This is a genomic window from Nocardiopsis protaetiae (assembly GCF_045446735.1).
Classification (GTDB): domain Bacteria; phylum Actinomycetota; class Actinomycetes; order Streptosporangiales; family Streptosporangiaceae; genus Nocardiopsis; species Nocardiopsis protaetiae.
In genome coordinates this window covers 27,810-42,346 of the sequence record NZ_JBJJBV010000034.1, presented here as the reverse complement: position 1 = coordinate 42,346, position 14,537 = coordinate 27,810, and the positions used below count along the sequence as shown (strand labels likewise).

Below are 14,537 nucleotides of genomic sequence, written 5' to 3'. Positions count from 1 at the left end.
CCCACCGCCCCCGCCGGGCCGCCTCCCGCGTCACCCGTGCGGGCGCCGAACCGGTGGCGGGCATCCGCCGGACACGCCCGGCGTCGTGGCGGGGCCGCCGCGCGGATGGTGCGGGGCGTCCCGCCCACCCGGCCGCACCTCGCCTCACCGGCGCAGGTGCCGAACCGGCGAAGGTGTTCGTCGTGCGGTGTCAGCCGGGGTAGGGGGCGACCGCGCGGGCGGCCTTGAGCGCGCCTGCCCACCAGGCGAGCTGCTCCAGCATGGCCTTGGCGTACGTCTGCGCCTCGGGATCCTGCGGGAGGCCGTCCTCCCAGTTCAAGTAGTACTTCGGGAAGGACAGGCCGTCGCGGACGGTCACCGCGTGCAGCTCCGTCAGCACGTTCTCCAGGTGCAGCACCGCATGGCGGCCGCCCGCCGCGCCGCCGTAGCTGACGAACCCGACCGGCTTGGCCGCCCACTGGGTGAAGTGCCAGTCGATGGCGGCCTTGAGCGAGGCGGGGTAGCTGTGGTTGTACTCGGGGGTGACCAGGATGAACGCGTCGGCGCCCGACAGCGCCCCGGTCAGCGGGGCCAGGGTCCGCGGGATCGGGTACGCGTCGCCCGCCATCAAGGGCGGGATCGCGGGCAGGGCCAGCGGCAGTTCGAAGTCCGCCAGGTCGACGACCTCCACCTCGAACGCCCCGTGGGCGTTCGCCTGGTCGGCGACCCAGGAGGCGACCGTGGGGCCGAACCGGCCCTCACGGACGCTGCCGACGACGATCACGAGCTTGAAAGTGTGCGTGGTGTTGTCCATGGCCACCACCATCCGCCCTGGTCGGAGCCGGGAACAGGCCGTGTTCAGGCTGGCCCCCACAGGGCCACCCTGAGGCCGTGACCCGCCGGCGGGCCCGACCTAGGATCGTGGCATGGGTACTCCTCTGGGCGATTTCATCCGGGCCCGGCGCGACGCCATCCAGCCCGAAGCACTCGGGCTGCCGGCCCGCCACCGCCGCCGCTCCCCCGGCCTGCGCCGGGTGGACCTGGCCTCCCTGGCGGGGATCAGCGTCGAATACCTGACCCGGATCGAGCAGGGGCGCGACAACAACCCCTCGCCCGCCGTGGTGAACGCGATCGGCGACGCGCTCGGACTCGACACGTCCGAGCGCGGGCACATGCTCTACCTCACCAAGATCACCGGCGGCGGCTGCCCCTCCCACAACCGGCCCGCGCCGCCGGACCGGGAGGTCCCGCCGACCGTCCTGCGGACCCTGGGGCTGCTGGAGCCGGGCGCCGCGGCGGTCACCAACCGGCTGGGCGACCTGCTGGCCCGCACCCGCGGGTTCGACGCGGTGTTCGCCGGGACGGGGTTGCTGGAGGAGACGGGGGCGGACGGCGGGTTCCCCAACCTGACCCGGTACGTGTTCACCGACCCCCGGGCCCGGGAGCTGTTCCCGGACTGGGGCACCGTCGCCGACGAGCAGGCCTTCGACCTGTGGACGGCGCCGTCCCGCGAGTCCGCCGAGTGGATGGGCGCCGAGCTCGCCCCGGTGGCGGGGGCCGAGTTCACCGACCGCCTCCAGCGCCACATGCTCCCCCGGCGCGGGGTGCTGGCCGTGGCGCATCCCGCGGCCGGGGCGCTGCGCTGGCACCGGGAGCTCCTGGAGCTGTCCGCCGGGGACCAGCAGGTGCTGGTCCTGCTGCCCGCCGACGAGGCGACCGAGGCCGCCGCCGCGCGCCTGCGCGACCGGGCGGACGCGGTCGTGGTCGCGGACCGCTGACCGGGGTCACACGTCCCGGCGTTCGAACACCGTCACCGCGGCCGCCGCGAACACCGCCAGCCACACGCCGAGCACGAGCACCGCGACCACCGTGGGCGTGTACCCCTCCGTGCCGGGGATGGCGATGCCCGCGACGCTCTCCACCGCCGCGCCGTAGGTGTACCGGGGCACGGACTCCATCCACCACTCCCCCAGGAGCGGGGCCGTGAACACCGGCAGCATGTTGAGCAGGACCACGGTCACGAACGCCCCGGCCCCACTGCGCAGCACCGCGGCCGCGCACGCGGTGAGCACCGCCTGCACCGCCATCCCCACCGGGATGTACACCAGCGTCGCCCGGAGCATCCCCGGTGCGCCCAGGCTCAGGGCCGACTCCCCCGCCGCGCCCAGGGCGGCCTGGCTGACGTGGAAGTTCACCTGCGCCACGGCCACGCCCACCACCAGGGCGAGCACCGTGACGATGACCAGCTTGGCCAGCAGCGGACGCCACCGGCGCGGGGTCGCGGTCAGCGTGTACACCGCGGGTCCGCGGAACTCCGAGGCCACCGTGTTCCCCGCCAGCGCCGCGAAGGCCAGGGTGCCGAACCCGCCCGCGAAGAAGATGACGGCGTACTCGCCCTCCGCCTGCTCGCGGGCGAGCGCGGCGCTGTCGCCGAACACCACGGTGAGCACGGTGATGCCGATGGTGAGTACGAACACCAGCACCAGCATGACCCGGTTGGCGGGCGTGGCGAGGAACTTGCGCCACTCCGACCGCAGGACGGACCCGAACCCCGGGGCCGCGTTCCGTCCGGTGTCCCGCCTGTTCTCCTGTACCGCCGTCATCACTTCTCCCCTCCCGCCACGGTCGTCGCCGGGGCGAACACGTGCCCCGCGCTGTCGCCCGTGATCTCCATGAACACGTCCTCCAGGCTGGGCCGCTGAGCCGTCAGCTCGTGCAGCGCGAGCCCGTACCGCGCGGCCAGGTCCCCGATGTCGGCGGCCTCGGCCCCGGTGACCACCAGGGCGGGGGTACCGCTCGTGTCATCGGCCGTCGTCCCGGTCTCGACCGTGCAGCCGTGGTCGCGCAGGACGGCGGCGAGCGACTCCTGCCGCGGTCCGCTCACCCGGACCCGGCCGCCCGCACCCCGGTGGACCAGGTCCGCCACGGTGGTGTCGGCGATCAGCCGCCCCCGGCCGATGACGACCACCCGGTCCGCGGTCTCGGCCATCTCGCCCATGAGGTGGCTGGAGACCAGCACGGTGCGCCCCTCCGCGGCCAGCGACCGCATCAGCGTGCGCACCCACCGGACCCCCTCGGGGTCGAGCCCGTTGACCGGCTCGTCCAGCAGCAGGGTCCCGGGGTCGCCGAGCAGGGCGGTGGCGATGCCCAGCCGCTGGCGCATGCCGAGGGAGAAGCCGCCCACCCGCTTTCCGGCGACGTCGGAGAGGCCGACCGTGCCGAGCACCTCGTCCACCCGCCGGTCGGGCAGCCGCGCGGCCGCCGCCACCCAGCGCAGGTGGGCCGCGGCGGTCATGCCGCGCGGCACCCCGCCGGTATCGAGGACGGCGCCCACCGTGCGGAGGGGGGAGGGCAGGTCCCGGTAGCGGACGCCGTCGATCCCGGCCCGGCCGCCGGTGGGGCGGTCCAGGCCGACGATCATCCGCATGGTGGTGCTCTTGCCCGCGCCGTTGGGGCCCAGGAAGCCGGTGACCTTGCCGGAGGGGGCGGTGAAGGTCAGGTCGTCCACGGCCCGGGTCCGGCCGTAGTGCTTGCTCAGGTTCTCGACTTCGATCACGTCGTCCGCCCTTCGTCGCCTGCTGCCTGTCGTCCGTCACCACCAGGCAACCGTTCGGGGGCGGGGCGGGGTGAGCGCCGAACGCGGGGAGGAGGGATGACAAATGTTGTCGATCCGGGCCGGAACGGGGCCGTCGTGGGGTCCGCGGCCTACGGTGGGGCCATGAGCGATCAGGCGCAGTCCCCGGCACGGGGCCGGGCACCCCGAGGGGCCCGGTGGGGAACCGTGCTGCTCGTCGGTGTCTTCGTGTTCCTCGCGGTGGCCAACGGCGTCTTCTGCCTGGCCGTCATCGAGGACGCCGAACCCCTGTGGGTGCTCGCCGGCGTCGCGGTCATGGCCGGGGCGTCGGTGGTGCTGGTGCCGCTGGGCCCCCGCTTCCCGGGCGCCGTCGCCGTGGCGGTGGTCCTCCTGGCGGTGTCGCCCTACCTGTCCGACACGGGCTGGCGGGAGCTGGCTCTGGCGGGCGGGCTGATCTGGCCGGTCCTGGCGCTGGCCTGGGCGGCGGCGAACCTGGTCGGCAGGGCCCGCGGGCCGGGCAGCGCTGTGGCAGGGGCGGCGGCGTTCGTCGGCTACGCGGTGTTCATCGCCATCGTGAGCGGGACGGAGGGGTTCGCGTTCGTGGAGGCGCTCAACGCGTCCTCGCCCGTGCTGGGCGGGGCGTCGCTGGCCCTGTACGGGCGGCTGTCGCAGGCGAGGAGGGACCGGGCCCGGCAGGAGGAGCGGGAACGGGCGCTGCTGGCCGAGCGGGCGCGGATCGACGAGCGCCGGCGCCTGGCCCGGGAGATGCACGACGTGGTGTCGCACCAGGTCAGCCTGATCGTGCTGCAAGCGGGGGCGCTGGCCTCGACGTCCGCCGACCCGGGGGTGCGGGAGATCGCCGATCGGATCCGGGCGGCGGGCGGGAAGGCCGTGGACGAGCTGCGCGAGATGGTGGGGGTCCTGAACGACCCGGCCTCGGTACGGCCGGACCCGCCGGTGTCCTTCGGGTCCGTGGCGGAGGCCCCCGACCTCCTGGCACCGGTGCGCGAGGCGGAGGAGGCGGGGCAGCGGGTGGACCTGGCCGTCCGGGGCGACCTCGCGGGGCTGCCGCCGCACGTGGCGCGGGCGCTGCACCGGGTGGTGCAGGAGTGCCTGACCAACGCGCGCAAGCACGCGCCGGGGGCGGCGGTCGGGCTCAGGGTGGTCCGCGAACGCGACGCGGTGCTGGTGGAGGCGGAGAACCCGGTGGACGACGGCCTGGCCGGTCCCCTCATCGAGGGGACCGGGACCGGGCTGGAGGGGTTGCGGCACCGGGTGGAGATGCTGGACGGGTCCCTGCGGGCGGGCCGGGACGGCGACGGGTTCCGGGTGGCGGTCGTCGTCCCCCTGCCGAACGGAGAGTCGGAGGAACAGCGGTGATCGACGTGGTGCTCGTGGACGACGAGCCGATGGTCCGCGAACACCTGCGGGTCATCCTCGGCGCGGCGGAGGGGCTGCGCGTGGTGGGCGAGGCGGGCGACGGGGCGGAGGCGGTGGAGGCGGTGCTCCGGCACCGGCCGCGCGTGGTGCTGATGGACCTGCGGATGCCGGGGGTGGACGGGATCGCCGCCACGGAGCGCATCGCGGCCCTGCCCGACCCGCCGGTGGTGGTCGCGCTCACCACGTTCGCCGACGACTCCCACGTGGTGCGCGCGCTGGCGGCGGGCGCGGCGGGCTTCCTGGTGAAGTCCACCCCGATGGAGGAACTGGTCGGCCTGGTGCGGGTGGCGGCGGGCGGGCACGCGGTGCTGTCCCGGGAGGTCGCGGGCGGGTTCACGGGCCGTGCCGGAGGGTCGGCGCGGGCCCGGGAACAGGTGGCGGGGCTGAGCCCCCGGGACCGCGACATCCTGGGGTGCCTGGCGGAGGGGATGACCAACGCGGACATCGGCGCGCGCCTGTTCCTGGCGGAGACCACGGTGCGCGGGTACGTGTCGCGCCTGCTCACCCGGATCGACCTCACCAACCGCACCCAGGCGGGACTGCTGGCGCGGGAGGCGGGGCTGCGGGCCCCGGAGCGGCCGTCCGAGTGACGGGCCGGGCGGGGACGTCCTCCTAGGCGGGGACGTCCTCCTCCATGAAGTCCGCCAGGGGGCGCAGGCCCAGGGAGGTCTCGATCCCGTCCTCGTGCAGGACCAGGCGGATCGCCGACATGTCGATGATCATGTCCCCGGCGGGGTGCGCGGACAGCATCGACAGGGCGGTGCCGTACTTGGCCATGGACTGGGCGCCGGGCAGGAACACCGACAGCTCCTCGCGGGACTCGGATTCCCGCACCTCGACCCACTCGTCGAACTTGACCAGTGCGGCGCTGTCGCCCTCGACGGGGAGCTCGACCCGCCACACGGGCCCCTCCGCCGAGTTGAACCGGCGCCGCTGCTCCTCGGTCTCCCGGGTCATGGACGCCCACGTCGGCCCGGTGGCCCGAACGCCGTGTGCCTCCGCCACGGCGGTCAGCTCGCGCGCCGTCGCGGCGACGACCGCCATGGTCGGTCCCCACACGTCGTCCTCCAGCTCCGTGGGCGGGTCCGCGGGATCGGGAGCGACCGCGGTCAGCACCACGCCGCCGGGAGCGGTGCCCCGCCGCACCTCCGGCCGCGCGGCCAACAGCTCGCGCGCGGTGGCGATGGCGTCGTCCTCCGCGGCCCGCTTCAGCCGCAGTTCCTCGACGTGTTCGCCGAGCAGCCCGGCGGCGGCCTCGGGATCGTCCAGCGCCCGCCGCACGAGCTTGACGCTCATCCCGGTCCCCCGCAGGGCCATCACCGTCATGGCGGTCTCGATCTGGTCGAACGTGTACCCGCGGTACCCGGTCCGCTCGTCCACCTCGGCGGGGACCAAGAGCCCTTCGGCGTGGTAGAAGCGGAGCGTCTGTGGCGAGAGTCGGCACATCTCGCTGAAGTCCTTGATGGAGAGCATGCGTCGAGTCTGCGCCCTGCAGTTACCAGAAGGTCAACCCCGCAGCCCCTGCCTTCGCCGACTCGCCGGTGGACCTGGTCCGAGGGGGTTCCGGCCGCGCTCCGGCCCGCAGGCCTTCTTCCTCGCCCACCGACCCGAAGGCCCCCCGAGGGGCGTGACCAGGGACCGGGCGTACGGACATGTCGACTTGCCGATGCGGACCCGCCGGGTCGGCGGCCCTGTGGAAGGATCGGAACGTTCCTTCTGATGCCGAGACGGCGGGTGGTCGCACGTGCGGGACGAACCGATAGGCGCTTACCTCCACAGGCTGGCCGCCCGGGAACCCGCGCCGGGAGGCGGGGCGGCCGCCGCGCTCCACGCGGCCCAGGGGGCCGCCCTGGTGGCGATGGTGGCGCGGTACACCTCGGGGCCCAAGTACGCCCAGCATGCCGAACAGATCGAGCGGATCACCGGGCGCGCCGACGCCCTGGCCGAACGCGCCCTCGGCCTGGCCGCCGAGGACGAGACGGCGTTCGGCGACGTCGCCGCCGCCTACAAGCTGCCCCGGGACACGGAGGCGGACAAGGCCGCCCGGTCGGCCGCGATCGCCGAGGCCACGGTCGGGGCGACCGTGCCGCCCGCCGAGGTCATCGCCGTATCCGGGGAGATCGTCGCCCTGGCGGAGGCGCTGCTCCCGATCGGGAACCCCAACGTGGTCACCGACATCGCCGCCGCGGCCGAGGCCGCCCGCGCCGCGGCGACGACCAGCCGGGTGAACATCGAGATCAACCTGGCGGGGGTCGAGGACCCCGACCGGCGCGCGGACCTGCGGGCCGTCGCCGCGGAGGTGGACGACATCTCCGCGGCGGTGGAGAAGATCACCGCCCGGGTGCGCGAGGTGATCTCCCGATGACCGCCGTTCCCCTGTCCGGCAAGGAACTCGCCGCCGAGATCCGCCAGGAGGTGCGGGCCCGCGTCGGCGGACTCGTCGCCTCGGGCGTCCACCCCGAACTCGCGGTGGTGGTCGCCACCGACGACGGCGGCAGCGCCTGGTACGTGCGCTCGATCGCCCGCGCGGCGGAGAAGGCCGGGATCGCCTGCGACATCGCCGACCTGGGGGCCGACGCGACGGCCGAGGAGATCAAGGCGCGCATCGGCGACCTCAACGGGGACCCGGACGTGCACGGCATCATCCTGCAAACGCCCCTGCCGCCGGGGGTGCGGGCCTCCGAGCTGGTCGGGCTCATCGACGTCGGCAAGGACGTCGACGGCGCCAACCCGCAATCGCTGGGACTGCTGGCGGCGGGCATCCCCGCGTTCCCGCCGGCGACGGCCGAGGCCGTGGTCGCCCTCCTGGAACACCACGGGGTTCCGCTGGAGGGCGCGGAGGTCGCGGTGGTCGGGCGCTCCACCGTGGTCGGCAAGCCGGTGGCGCACCTGCTGCTGGACCGCAACGCCACGGTGACCGTCTGCCATTCGCGGACCAGGGACCTGGCCGCGGTGACGTCCCGCGCCGATGTGGTCGTGGCGGCGGTGGGGCGTGCCGGTCTGCTCGGCGCCGCCCACGTGCGCCCGGGCGCGGTGGTGGTGGACGTCGGCACCAACCCCACCCCGGACGGCGGCCTGGTGGGCGATGTCGACGCCGACGGGGTCGCGGGGGTGGCGGGCGCGCTGACCCCGGTCCCGGGCGGCGTGGGCCCGGTGACCACGGCGCTGCTGCTCCGCCACACGGTGGACGCGGCGCAGCGCTGACCGGCGGATGCCCGGACCGGACGACTCGCCACGGCCGCCCGCCCCGCATGTGTTCTGGGACCGCCACCCGTGGGCCCCGCCGCTCGCGGCTGTGGTCCTGGGTGCGGTGTGCGGGGCGCTCTCGGCTCTGTACGTGGTCAAATTCAACGAGTATCCGGCGGCCTCGTACGGCCTGTTCGTCGTGCCCGCGGTGCTGGCGGGGTGGTCGGCGCCCCGGCCGGGACCGGCCGCGCTGGCGGGGGTGACCGCCCTGCTGGGCGGGGTGCTCGGCCACTTCGTGGGGGTCCGGTTCATTGACTACGCCCAGAACGATCTGGAGTACCGGGCCTGGGTGGTCATCGCCCTCGCTTTCGGGGCACTGCTCGGCCTCATGGGCCACCGGCTGCGGGACGGCAAACCGCTCCGCCGCGCGACGGCGGCGGCCCTGGTCATCGGCCTGCTGCTCGCCCCCGTGCACCTCTGGTACAGCGCCGGCACCCACCCGACGGAGCACGCCGACCCGCGCGCCTACGTTCTCGACGCGTGCGCCGCCGCCCTGGTGCTCTTGGCCTGTCGGGGCCTCGCGCCCCGGGTCCTTGCCCTGGTCATCGCCGTACCGTTCACGATCCTGTTCGGCACCCTGTCGGTGTTCGCGCCGGTCCTGCTGTGGCGCGCCGGCGGCGGCTTCTGAGACGGCGCCCCGTCCGGGAAGTGGCGCGGGGGTGTGACCGCCTCCCGGTGGAGGTCATCGGTCGAACATCTGCTTGACCAGCGAGGGTCCCGGGAAATCGGCGGGGATCGCGTCCATGTGGACCTCGTTGACCCGCTCGCCGAGCCACATGTTCGAATCCCGGCGGATGCCCTGTTGCTTGAACCCGGCCTTCTCATAGGCCCGGATCGCCCCGATGTTGGGTTCGAGCACGGTGAGCCACACACACGCCATGTTCGCGACGTGGAAGGCGTAGTCCAGGACGAGCCGGGTGGCTTCGGCACCGATACCCCGTCCGTGGTGCTCGGGGTCCATGGACACGATGTACTCGGCGTTGCCGCGGGCGGTGTCCATCGCGACCTTGGCCAGCCCCACCGGGATCTCGGGGGCCTTGGTGACGTCGTAGATGGTGAAGCGGATCTCGTCGGGGCTCCCGCCGTCGACGAGGATCGCCCGGGTGGTCCTCACCGGCTGCGGGCTCTGCCGGTTGTAGCCCACGATCGTGGTGATCTGCTGGTCGAGGCGCCAGTAGGTTTCGAGTAGGTCTTCCCGGAGTGGTCCCAGGCCCGCGACGTCGCCGCGAAGCCAGATCCAGGGGGCGGTCTCGTCATGCATGTGTGTCCCTACTTCTTTTCGGAAGGGATGGTCAGGAGCTTCGCGCAGCGCAGCGTGCTCGGGGGTTCGGCGACAGGGGCTCCGTCGACCGAGATCCAGGCGTGCAGAGGCCGGGTAGGGGATGCCCACGGGAGGTGGGCTCAGGGTTCAGGCCGGGGTGCGGCGCGCAGCCACCCGTCCGTGTCGCTGGATCCGGTCGTGGCGGGTGCGGGCTTCGTCCCAGTAGGTGTGTGGCAGGAACCGGTGTCGCGGTACTTGGGCGAGCAGGTCGGCGATCCGCGCGGGGGTGTCGTGGTCGGCGGGTTCGGTGCCCGGGGCGCGGGTGAGGAGACGGTGGTCGAGGGTCATGAGTTCGTCAGGGTCAGTCCCAGCCGCCCGAGGTCGAGGCGTTCCGCGCGGCGTGCGAGCAGGTACAGGTGTCCTGCGCTCCGGTCCTGCTCCTTGACCAGGGTGAACCCCTGGGTCTCGTAGTACTTGGCCAGCTCGGGGAAGAAGCATCCCCGCCGCACCCACCGGCGACCCTGCCGCGCCGCCCGGTCGACCGCCCACAGGGCGATCATCGTGCCGGGCCTGTGCTCCCGGTAGGCGGGGTCGGTCACGGTCGTGAACAGGTACAGGCTCGGCTCGTCGGCCTCCTCGGGTGTCCAGTCCTTCGGCGGCGCGTGCGTCGTCACCGTCGTGCACCCGACGACACGGTCTTCGGCTTCGAGTACCCACATGAACCCGGCCGCGGCCTGACCGGCGAGATCGTCGACGTTCTCCCGCCAGGACTCCAGCCCCCGCTGCTCCATCCAGTCGCAGCGCGCGGTGATCATCGACGCGACTCCGGGGGTGTCCGCCTCGGTCGCGGGGCGCATGGTGAACACTGACGGTGTCCTCTCAGTGCAGGAAGGCGGTGGCGGACAGGTGCAGGCTGAGGACTTCCAGGATCTTCGCGTCACGCTCTTCGACGTAGCGCCCGGGAACCAGGCGGTCGATGCCCGTGCGCAGCCCGTCGGGGTCGACCAGACCCTCCTCGAACAGGGGCGATCCCTCGGCCAGCATACGAGCGAACAGCTTCGGCGCGTAGGTGGTGAGGGACGCCTCGATGACCTCGGCGAAGGACTCCCGTTCAACCGGGTGCACGACGTCCTCACCCATGCCGAGCGTCGCCAGACGGCGCCGCTGGAGTTGTTTCAGTTCCCGCCAGGCGAACGGGAGCTGTTCGCCGAGCGCGACCATGTCCGGGTCCGCGAACGGGTGCATCGGCCACAGCCCGTGCCTCAGCAGTAGGGGTGCGGTGGTCTCCAGCGTCAGCAGCGTCATGGAGTTGATGAGCGCCGGGGGCGCGATGCCGTCGTCGGCGAACTCCAACAGGCCGGGGACACGGGGCCCGATCCACGGGAGGAGGTGCGCATCGGTGATCTCGCCGAGCCCCTTGTGGGGTTCTTCCTCCTGGGTGAGGGCGACCATCTCGTCTCCGCCGAGACCGGTCACCACCGTGCGGGCTCCGCCGGCGGCGACCTTCCGGGCCATCTCCGCGAAGGGCCGGTGCAGGGGCTCCTCGGTGGGGTCGACCACGAGCCCGTTGACCCAGGGGCAGTCGGGAGAGAGCGGGAGATGGCGCATGGCGTCGACGACGAGATCCGGTTCGGCGAACGGCACCCGGGAGCGCATCTCGGCGCGGCGCCGGATCTGCTGCTCACGCCCCGGTCCGCCGATCAGCAGGGCGGCCGTGGGGAACCGGCCGGGGTGCCGCTCGGCGGCCCGGGTGGCCACGGTGCCCGAGTCGAACCCGCCGGTCAGGTGGAACAGGGTGGTGTCCTCAACCCAGGGGCGGCGGTCCATCGCCGTGTCCATGGTCGCGATGAACGCGCCCAGGACATCGACGTCCGGTACCAGTTCCCTGGGCAGGCGGTGCAGGGCGGGCTCGGGGTAGGTGATCCACAGGGACCCGCCGAAGTGCGCGACCGCGCGCTCGGTGAGCCGGTGCACACCCCGGTACAGGGTCTCCGACGAGTACCGGGGCCGGTAGATCAACAGCCGGGCGGCCTCCTTGGGGTTGATACCGGTGGCATGGTCGCGAAGGTCGGCCATGTCCCAGGACCCGACCAGGGTCGTGTCGTCGGCGGCCAGGTACAGGGGCGTGGTCCGGGCCGATCCGGCGGTGACGCGCACCGGCAGCCCGGGCTCGGCCTCCACGAGCACGAAGTCGGTCGGCCAGCCCGCGACGGCATCGAGCGCCCGGTCGTACCCGGCGGGGGTGAGGGCGCGGACACCGGGGTCGCAGGCCGGGCGGTCGGCGACGCGCTCGCGGACCACGAGCAGGGTCCGGTGCCCGTCGGTCGCGGCCAGGTGCTCGACCATCGGGTGGTCTAAGGGCTCGACCCTGCTGCGCCGGTCGAGGGTGCTGTAGCGCGCCCCGGACCACTGCCAGGTCGGATTCTCGCTGTAGGGGGTCAACTGCAATCGCAACATGGGGAGGTTGCTCCGGGGTGCGCGTTGTTCAGCGGATCAGGTGGTCAGCGGGCGGTCGTGTCGTAGGTGTGGGCGGCGTCGCCCGACCCCGAGGACTTCTTGTACTCGTGGCTCTGCGCCGGGGTCTGCACGACCGCGCGGGCGGTCGCGACGAACAGGCCGGCCATCTGCTCGCTCGCGGGCGGCGGGGTGAAGTCGTTCACCGTGTTCTCCTTTTTCCTTGTGGTTTCCGAGAGAGGTGGACCACGTACTCGGAGAGGTCCGGGTACGTGTGGGGGATGTCAGCCGTCGATGGCCTGTCCGAGTCCGGGGCGGACAGCGTCGATGCCGAGCGGGCTCCGTGTGATCGGCCCGGGCGCCGATCCCTCCCCCTTTGACCGGGTGCGGCCCGGAAGTGGAGGGCGTTCTGCCGTGCGGGGCCGAGGGGCTTGCGGGGTGCGGGGAGCGGTGAGTCGCGCGAACTCCTCGAAGGTCACCGCCCGCCCGCCTCGCCGTTCAGGGGGCGGTTGCCCCATCCGTGCGGGTTGCGCATGCGTGCTTCCAGGGCCGTGGACGTCTTCTCCATCAGGGTGGGTTCGACGTCGTCGGCCAGGGCGGTGGCCATCCAGTAGCGGGTGGTGCGCCAGATCTTCCAGCGGCCGGTGTGCTCGGCCTGGAGGCGGGAAAGCTCCTGGAAGTCAAGTTTGACCAGTAGTCCCGCCGGGCTGTCGGCGGTCAGTGTGGTCTCGCCGCGCCGGGCCCGCCAGGGCCCGTGGTGGTCGTCGCGGCTGATCTGCCAGTCGGGGTGGTCGGCCGCGATCACCTCGATCGCGGACGGGTGCCCGTACAGGGCCGCGCGCTCGATCGCGCGCTGGTCGCTCGTCATCGCTCACCTCAGGGGAAGTCGTGGTGAGGGCGACGTTACGGAGCGCACAGGAGCCCGGTGTTCCGCTTTGGAACACCGGGGCCCTTGACTCGTCTCAGCCGATCTGCATGCGCCTGGCCAGGCCGCGCAGCGGTTCGGGAACGGCCCGGTGGACGTCGACCAGGTGTCCCGCGACCGCGCGGGCCGAAGGGTGGTACCGGGTCATCTGCGGCGCGGCCCGTTCCGCCGTCACCAGGCGTCCCAGCGCCTTTTCCCGCTTGCCGGCCTCGACCAGAGCCCGCGCCATGTCGATGTCGTGGTGTGCCCGGCGCTCTGCGGGCAGGGCCGACAGTACCTGCTCGGAGATCAGGGCGTCTCGGCGCAGGGCCTCGTCGTGGTCGCCCATCTCCACGGCGACCGCCGCCCCGTGGATGGCCACGTTCGCGGGGTTGAACTGCAACGCGTAGAAATCCGGGGCACGCGCGGGGAGCCGCTGAGCGGCTTCGACCGCGGCTTCATGGTGGGCCCATGCCTGGGATGCGGTGGTGTTGCCGGTCTGGGTACCGCGGGCGGACAGGATCGCGGATCGGAGGCTGAGGGCGCCATGGACGGCGAGTGCCTGCGGGGTGGCGTCGTCGACCCTCTCGGCGGCGGTGCGGATGAGGTGCAGCCCGGACATCCATGAGCCGTACATCATCATCATGAGAGCCCGGGGAAGTAGCGCCAGGGCGGGCAGGTTGGGATCGTCGGCGCGGGCCGCGCTGGTGGCGGCGTCCTTGATGGCGGTGGCGGCGAGGTCCATGTAGCCGAGCCGCCGGGCCATGGACGCGGCGAGGGCCTGGGCGGCGTTGATGTGCCGCCACACACGGGGGGCGTCGCTGTTATGGGCATGGACGGCGAGTTCGGTGAGGACCGCAGGGAGCGATGCGCCGACGTCGAGGAACCGCGCGTTGAGCGAGCACTGACGCAGCCGTTCCACTTCCTTGGCCAAGGCCGCCACCGGTCGGGGCTCCATGCCCAGGTCCGGGGGGACGTCCACGGCGTCGAGGGACCTCCGGACGTCGGGGATGGTGGCGTGGACCCGGTCCCGGGCGGGGGTCTGGCCGCGGTAGGGCTGCCCGGAGAGATCGGTCGGGTCCACGGACAGGGCGGTGGAGACGGCGGCGATGAACGCGGGGGTGGCCAGGCCGTGCCCGCTCTCGACCTTGGCGATCAGACTGCGTGACACGTGGCTGCGGGCCGCGAGTCCGTGTTGTGTCAGGCCGCGGAGCTTGCGCAGCCGGGCTACGCGTTGGCCGATGGTCTCTTCGGTGTTCTCAACAGGCATGGCACCGCCTTCCTGATCGGTCGCATTCCCAGAGTAGGGCGGGGCTTTCGTCGTGTCAGGGGCGCGGCCGATCCGTGACCGTCATCGCTGCTCGGGGAAGGCAGGCCGCCTTTCGTGTGGGTGGAGGCCGTTGACGGTGTCGATGACCTGGCGCCAGGAGGGCAGACGGTTCTCGTGGGGGGCGTGGGGTCGTGCGGGGCGGCCGGGTCGATGAGGCGCTGGAGCCGGCGCGGGCGATGCTGGACCGGGTGCAGGGCATGGAGTCGGGCAGGTTGCACGACCGGGTGCGGTCGGTGCGGCGCGCGCTGGCGTCGCGGTCGGCGGAGCCTGAGGTGCGGGAGTTCGCGGAGCAGTGCGATGCGGAGTTGCGGCCGGGCCTGTGATTGGGTGGCACCGTCACGTGCCGCTG

The 14,537-nt window shown here is 73.2% G+C and carries 18 protein-coding genes; 7 read left to right on the top strand and 11 right to left on the bottom strand.

Annotation, left to right across the window (positions count from 1 at the left end; genetic code table 11):
• Positions 1–190: 190 nt before the first annotated feature.
• Positions 191–793, bottom strand: coding sequence for an NADPH-dependent FMN reductase (locus ACJOT3_RS08345; RefSeq protein ID WP_406970545.1), 603 nt, complete (start codon positions 791–793; stop codon positions 191–193).
• A gap of 112 nt (positions 794–905) precedes the next feature.
• Between ACJOT3_RS08345 and ACJOT3_RS08340 the strand changes: the two genes are divergently transcribed.
• Positions 906–1,757, top strand: a complete 852-nt coding sequence (locus ACJOT3_RS08340) for a helix-turn-helix domain-containing protein (protein WP_406970543.1) — start codon at positions 906–908, stop codon at positions 1,755–1,757.
• A gap of 6 nt (positions 1,758–1,763) precedes the next feature.
• Here the strand turns inward: ACJOT3_RS08340 and ACJOT3_RS08335 are convergent, their stop codons facing one another.
• Both ACJOT3_RS08335 and ACJOT3_RS08330 read right to left on the bottom strand, forming a co-directional pair.
• On the bottom strand, positions 1,764–2,582 hold the full coding sequence (locus ACJOT3_RS08335) for a hypothetical protein (protein WP_406970541.1): 819 nt from the start codon (positions 2,580–2,582) through the stop codon (positions 1,764–1,766).
• Positions 2,582–3,535: an ABC transporter ATP-binding protein gene (locus tag ACJOT3_RS08330; protein WP_406970539.1), complete on the bottom strand. Its 954-nt coding sequence runs from the start codon at positions 3,533–3,535 to the stop codon at positions 2,582–2,584. Before ACJOT3_RS08330 ends, ACJOT3_RS08335 begins: the two co-directional genes overlap by 1 nt.
• A gap of 162 nt (positions 3,536–3,697) precedes the next feature.
• Here ACJOT3_RS08330 and ACJOT3_RS08325 point away from each other — a divergent pair, with 162 nt between their 5' ends.
• Positions 3,698–4,933: a sensor histidine kinase gene (locus ACJOT3_RS08325; RefSeq protein WP_406970537.1), complete on the top strand. Its 1,236-nt coding sequence runs from the start codon at positions 3,698–3,700 to the stop codon at positions 4,931–4,933.
• Positions 4,930–5,583, top strand: coding sequence for a response regulator (locus ACJOT3_RS08320; RefSeq protein WP_406970535.1), 654 nt, complete (start codon positions 4,930–4,932; stop codon positions 5,581–5,583). Before ACJOT3_RS08325 ends, ACJOT3_RS08320 begins: the two co-directional genes overlap by 4 nt.
• Before the next feature lie 22 nt (positions 5,584–5,605).
• On the opposite strand, the gene ACJOT3_RS08315 is transcribed toward ACJOT3_RS08320, so the two are convergent.
• Positions 5,606–6,466 carry a MerR family transcriptional regulator gene (locus ACJOT3_RS08315; protein ID WP_406970533.1) on the bottom strand — a complete coding sequence of 287 codons (861 nt, stop codon included), beginning with the start codon at positions 6,464–6,466 and terminating at the stop codon, positions 5,606–5,608.
• A 271-nt stretch (positions 6,467–6,737) separates the two neighbouring features.
• On the opposite strand from ACJOT3_RS08315, the gene ACJOT3_RS08310 reads away from it, so the two are divergent.
• The 3 genes from ACJOT3_RS08310 to ACJOT3_RS08300 are packed head-to-tail and all read left to right on the top strand — an operon-like array spanning position 6,738 to position 8,867.
• Entirely contained in the window at positions 6,738–7,358 is a 621-nt protein-coding gene (locus tag ACJOT3_RS08310) for a cyclodeaminase/cyclohydrolase family protein (protein WP_406970531.1), read from the top strand.
• A complete protein-coding gene (locus ACJOT3_RS08305) occupies positions 7,355–8,197 on the top strand; it encodes a bifunctional 5,10-methylenetetrahydrofolate dehydrogenase/5,10-methenyltetrahydrofolate cyclohydrolase (protein ID WP_406970529.1) in 843 nt (280 codons plus the stop codon). Before ACJOT3_RS08310 ends, ACJOT3_RS08305 begins: the two co-directional genes overlap by 4 nt.
• A gap of 7 nt (positions 8,198–8,204) precedes the next feature.
• Positions 8,205–8,867 carry a DUF6518 family protein gene (locus ACJOT3_RS08300; protein WP_406970527.1) on the top strand — a complete coding sequence of 221 codons (663 nt, stop codon included), beginning with the start codon at positions 8,205–8,207 and terminating at the stop codon, positions 8,865–8,867.
• A gap of 54 nt (positions 8,868–8,921) precedes the next feature.
• Here the strand turns inward: ACJOT3_RS08300 and ACJOT3_RS08295 are convergent, their stop codons facing one another.
• From ACJOT3_RS08295 to ACJOT3_RS08265, 7 genes are all read right to left on the bottom strand, one after another.
• On the bottom strand, positions 8,922–9,500 hold the full coding sequence (locus ACJOT3_RS08295) for a GNAT family N-acetyltransferase (RefSeq protein ID WP_406970525.1): 579 nt from the start codon (positions 9,498–9,500) through the stop codon (positions 8,922–8,924).
• A 147-nt stretch (positions 9,501–9,647) separates the two neighbouring features.
• Complete coding sequence (locus tag ACJOT3_RS08290) at positions 9,648–9,848, bottom strand: hypothetical protein (protein WP_406970523.1); 201 nt, start codon at positions 9,846–9,848, stop codon at positions 9,648–9,650.
• Positions 9,845–10,366, bottom strand: coding sequence for a GNAT family N-acetyltransferase (locus tag ACJOT3_RS08285; protein WP_406970521.1), 522 nt, complete (start codon positions 10,364–10,366; stop codon positions 9,845–9,847). The genes ACJOT3_RS08290 and ACJOT3_RS08285 overlap by 4 nt, the downstream gene beginning before the upstream one ends.
• 13 nt (positions 10,367–10,379) lie before the next feature.
• The gene (locus ACJOT3_RS08280) at positions 10,380–11,957 is read right to left on the bottom strand and encodes an asparagine synthetase B family protein (protein WP_406970519.1); all 1,578 of its coding nucleotides are present in this window, start codon (positions 11,955–11,957) and stop codon (positions 10,380–10,382) included.
• Positions 11,958–12,001: 44 nt separating this feature from the next.
• Complete coding sequence (locus tag ACJOT3_RS08275) at positions 12,002–12,160, bottom strand: hypothetical protein (protein WP_406970517.1); 159 nt, start codon at positions 12,158–12,160, stop codon at positions 12,002–12,004.
• 269 nt (positions 12,161–12,429) lie between these two features.
• Positions 12,430–12,822: a hypothetical protein gene (locus tag ACJOT3_RS08270; protein WP_406970515.1), complete on the bottom strand. Its 393-nt coding sequence runs from the start codon at positions 12,820–12,822 to the stop codon at positions 12,430–12,432.
• Between the two features lie 94 nt (positions 12,823–12,916).
• Positions 12,917–14,128, bottom strand: a complete 1,212-nt coding sequence (locus ACJOT3_RS08265) for a helix-turn-helix domain-containing protein (protein WP_406970514.1) — start codon at positions 14,126–14,128, stop codon at positions 12,917–12,919.
• Positions 14,129–14,319: 191 nt separating this feature from the next.
• Between ACJOT3_RS08265 and ACJOT3_RS08260 the strand changes: the two genes are divergently transcribed.
• The gene (locus tag ACJOT3_RS08260) at positions 14,320–14,511 is read left to right on the top strand and encodes a hypothetical protein (RefSeq protein WP_406970512.1); all 192 of its coding nucleotides are present in this window, start codon (positions 14,320–14,322) and stop codon (positions 14,509–14,511) included.
• The last annotated feature ends 26 nt before the right edge of the window (positions 14,512–14,537 follow it).

What these genes read in the sequence shown, in the direction of transcription:
- ACJOT3_RS08340 (WP_406970543.1), top strand. Translation starts at nt 906, where the DNA reads ATGGGTACTCCTCTGGGCGATTTCATCCGGGCCCGGCGCGACGCCATC.
- ACJOT3_RS08315 (WP_406970533.1), bottom strand. Translation starts at nt 6,466, where the DNA reads ATGCTCTCCATCAAGGACTTCAGCGAGATGTGCCGACTCTCGCCACAG.
- ACJOT3_RS08305 (WP_406970529.1), top strand. Translation starts at nt 7,355, where the DNA reads ATGACCGCCGTTCCCCTGTCCGGCAAGGAACTCGCCGCCGAGATCCGC.
- ACJOT3_RS08325 (WP_406970537.1), top strand. Translation starts at nt 3,698, where the DNA reads ATGAGCGATCAGGCGCAGTCCCCGGCACGGGGCCGGGCACCCCGAGGG.
- ACJOT3_RS08270 (WP_406970515.1), bottom strand. Translation starts at nt 12,822, where the DNA reads ATGACGAGCGACCAGCGCGCGATCGAGCGCGCGGCCCTGTACGGGCAC.
- ACJOT3_RS08300 (WP_406970527.1), top strand. Translation starts at nt 8,205, where the DNA reads ATGCCCGGACCGGACGACTCGCCACGGCCGCCCGCCCCGCATGTGTTC.
- ACJOT3_RS08280 (WP_406970519.1), bottom strand. Translation starts at nt 11,957, where the DNA reads ATGTTGCGATTGCAGTTGACCCCCTACAGCGAGAATCCGACCTGGCAG.
- ACJOT3_RS08345 (WP_406970545.1), bottom strand. Translation starts at nt 793, where the DNA reads ATGGACAACACCACGCACACTTTCAAGCTCGTGATCGTCGTCGGCAGC.
- ACJOT3_RS08335 (WP_406970541.1), bottom strand. Translation starts at nt 2,582, where the DNA reads ATGACGGCGGTACAGGAGAACAGGCGGGACACCGGACGGAACGCGGCC.
- ACJOT3_RS08290 (WP_406970523.1), bottom strand. Translation starts at nt 9,848, where the DNA reads ATGACCCTCGACCACCGTCTCCTCACCCGCGCCCCGGGCACCGAACCC.
- ACJOT3_RS08295 (WP_406970525.1), bottom strand. Translation starts at nt 9,500, where the DNA reads ATGCATGACGAGACCGCCCCCTGGATCTGGCTTCGCGGCGACGTCGCG.
- ACJOT3_RS08265 (WP_406970514.1), bottom strand. Translation starts at nt 14,128, where the DNA reads ATGCCTGTTGAGAACACCGAAGAGACCATCGGCCAACGCGTAGCCCGG.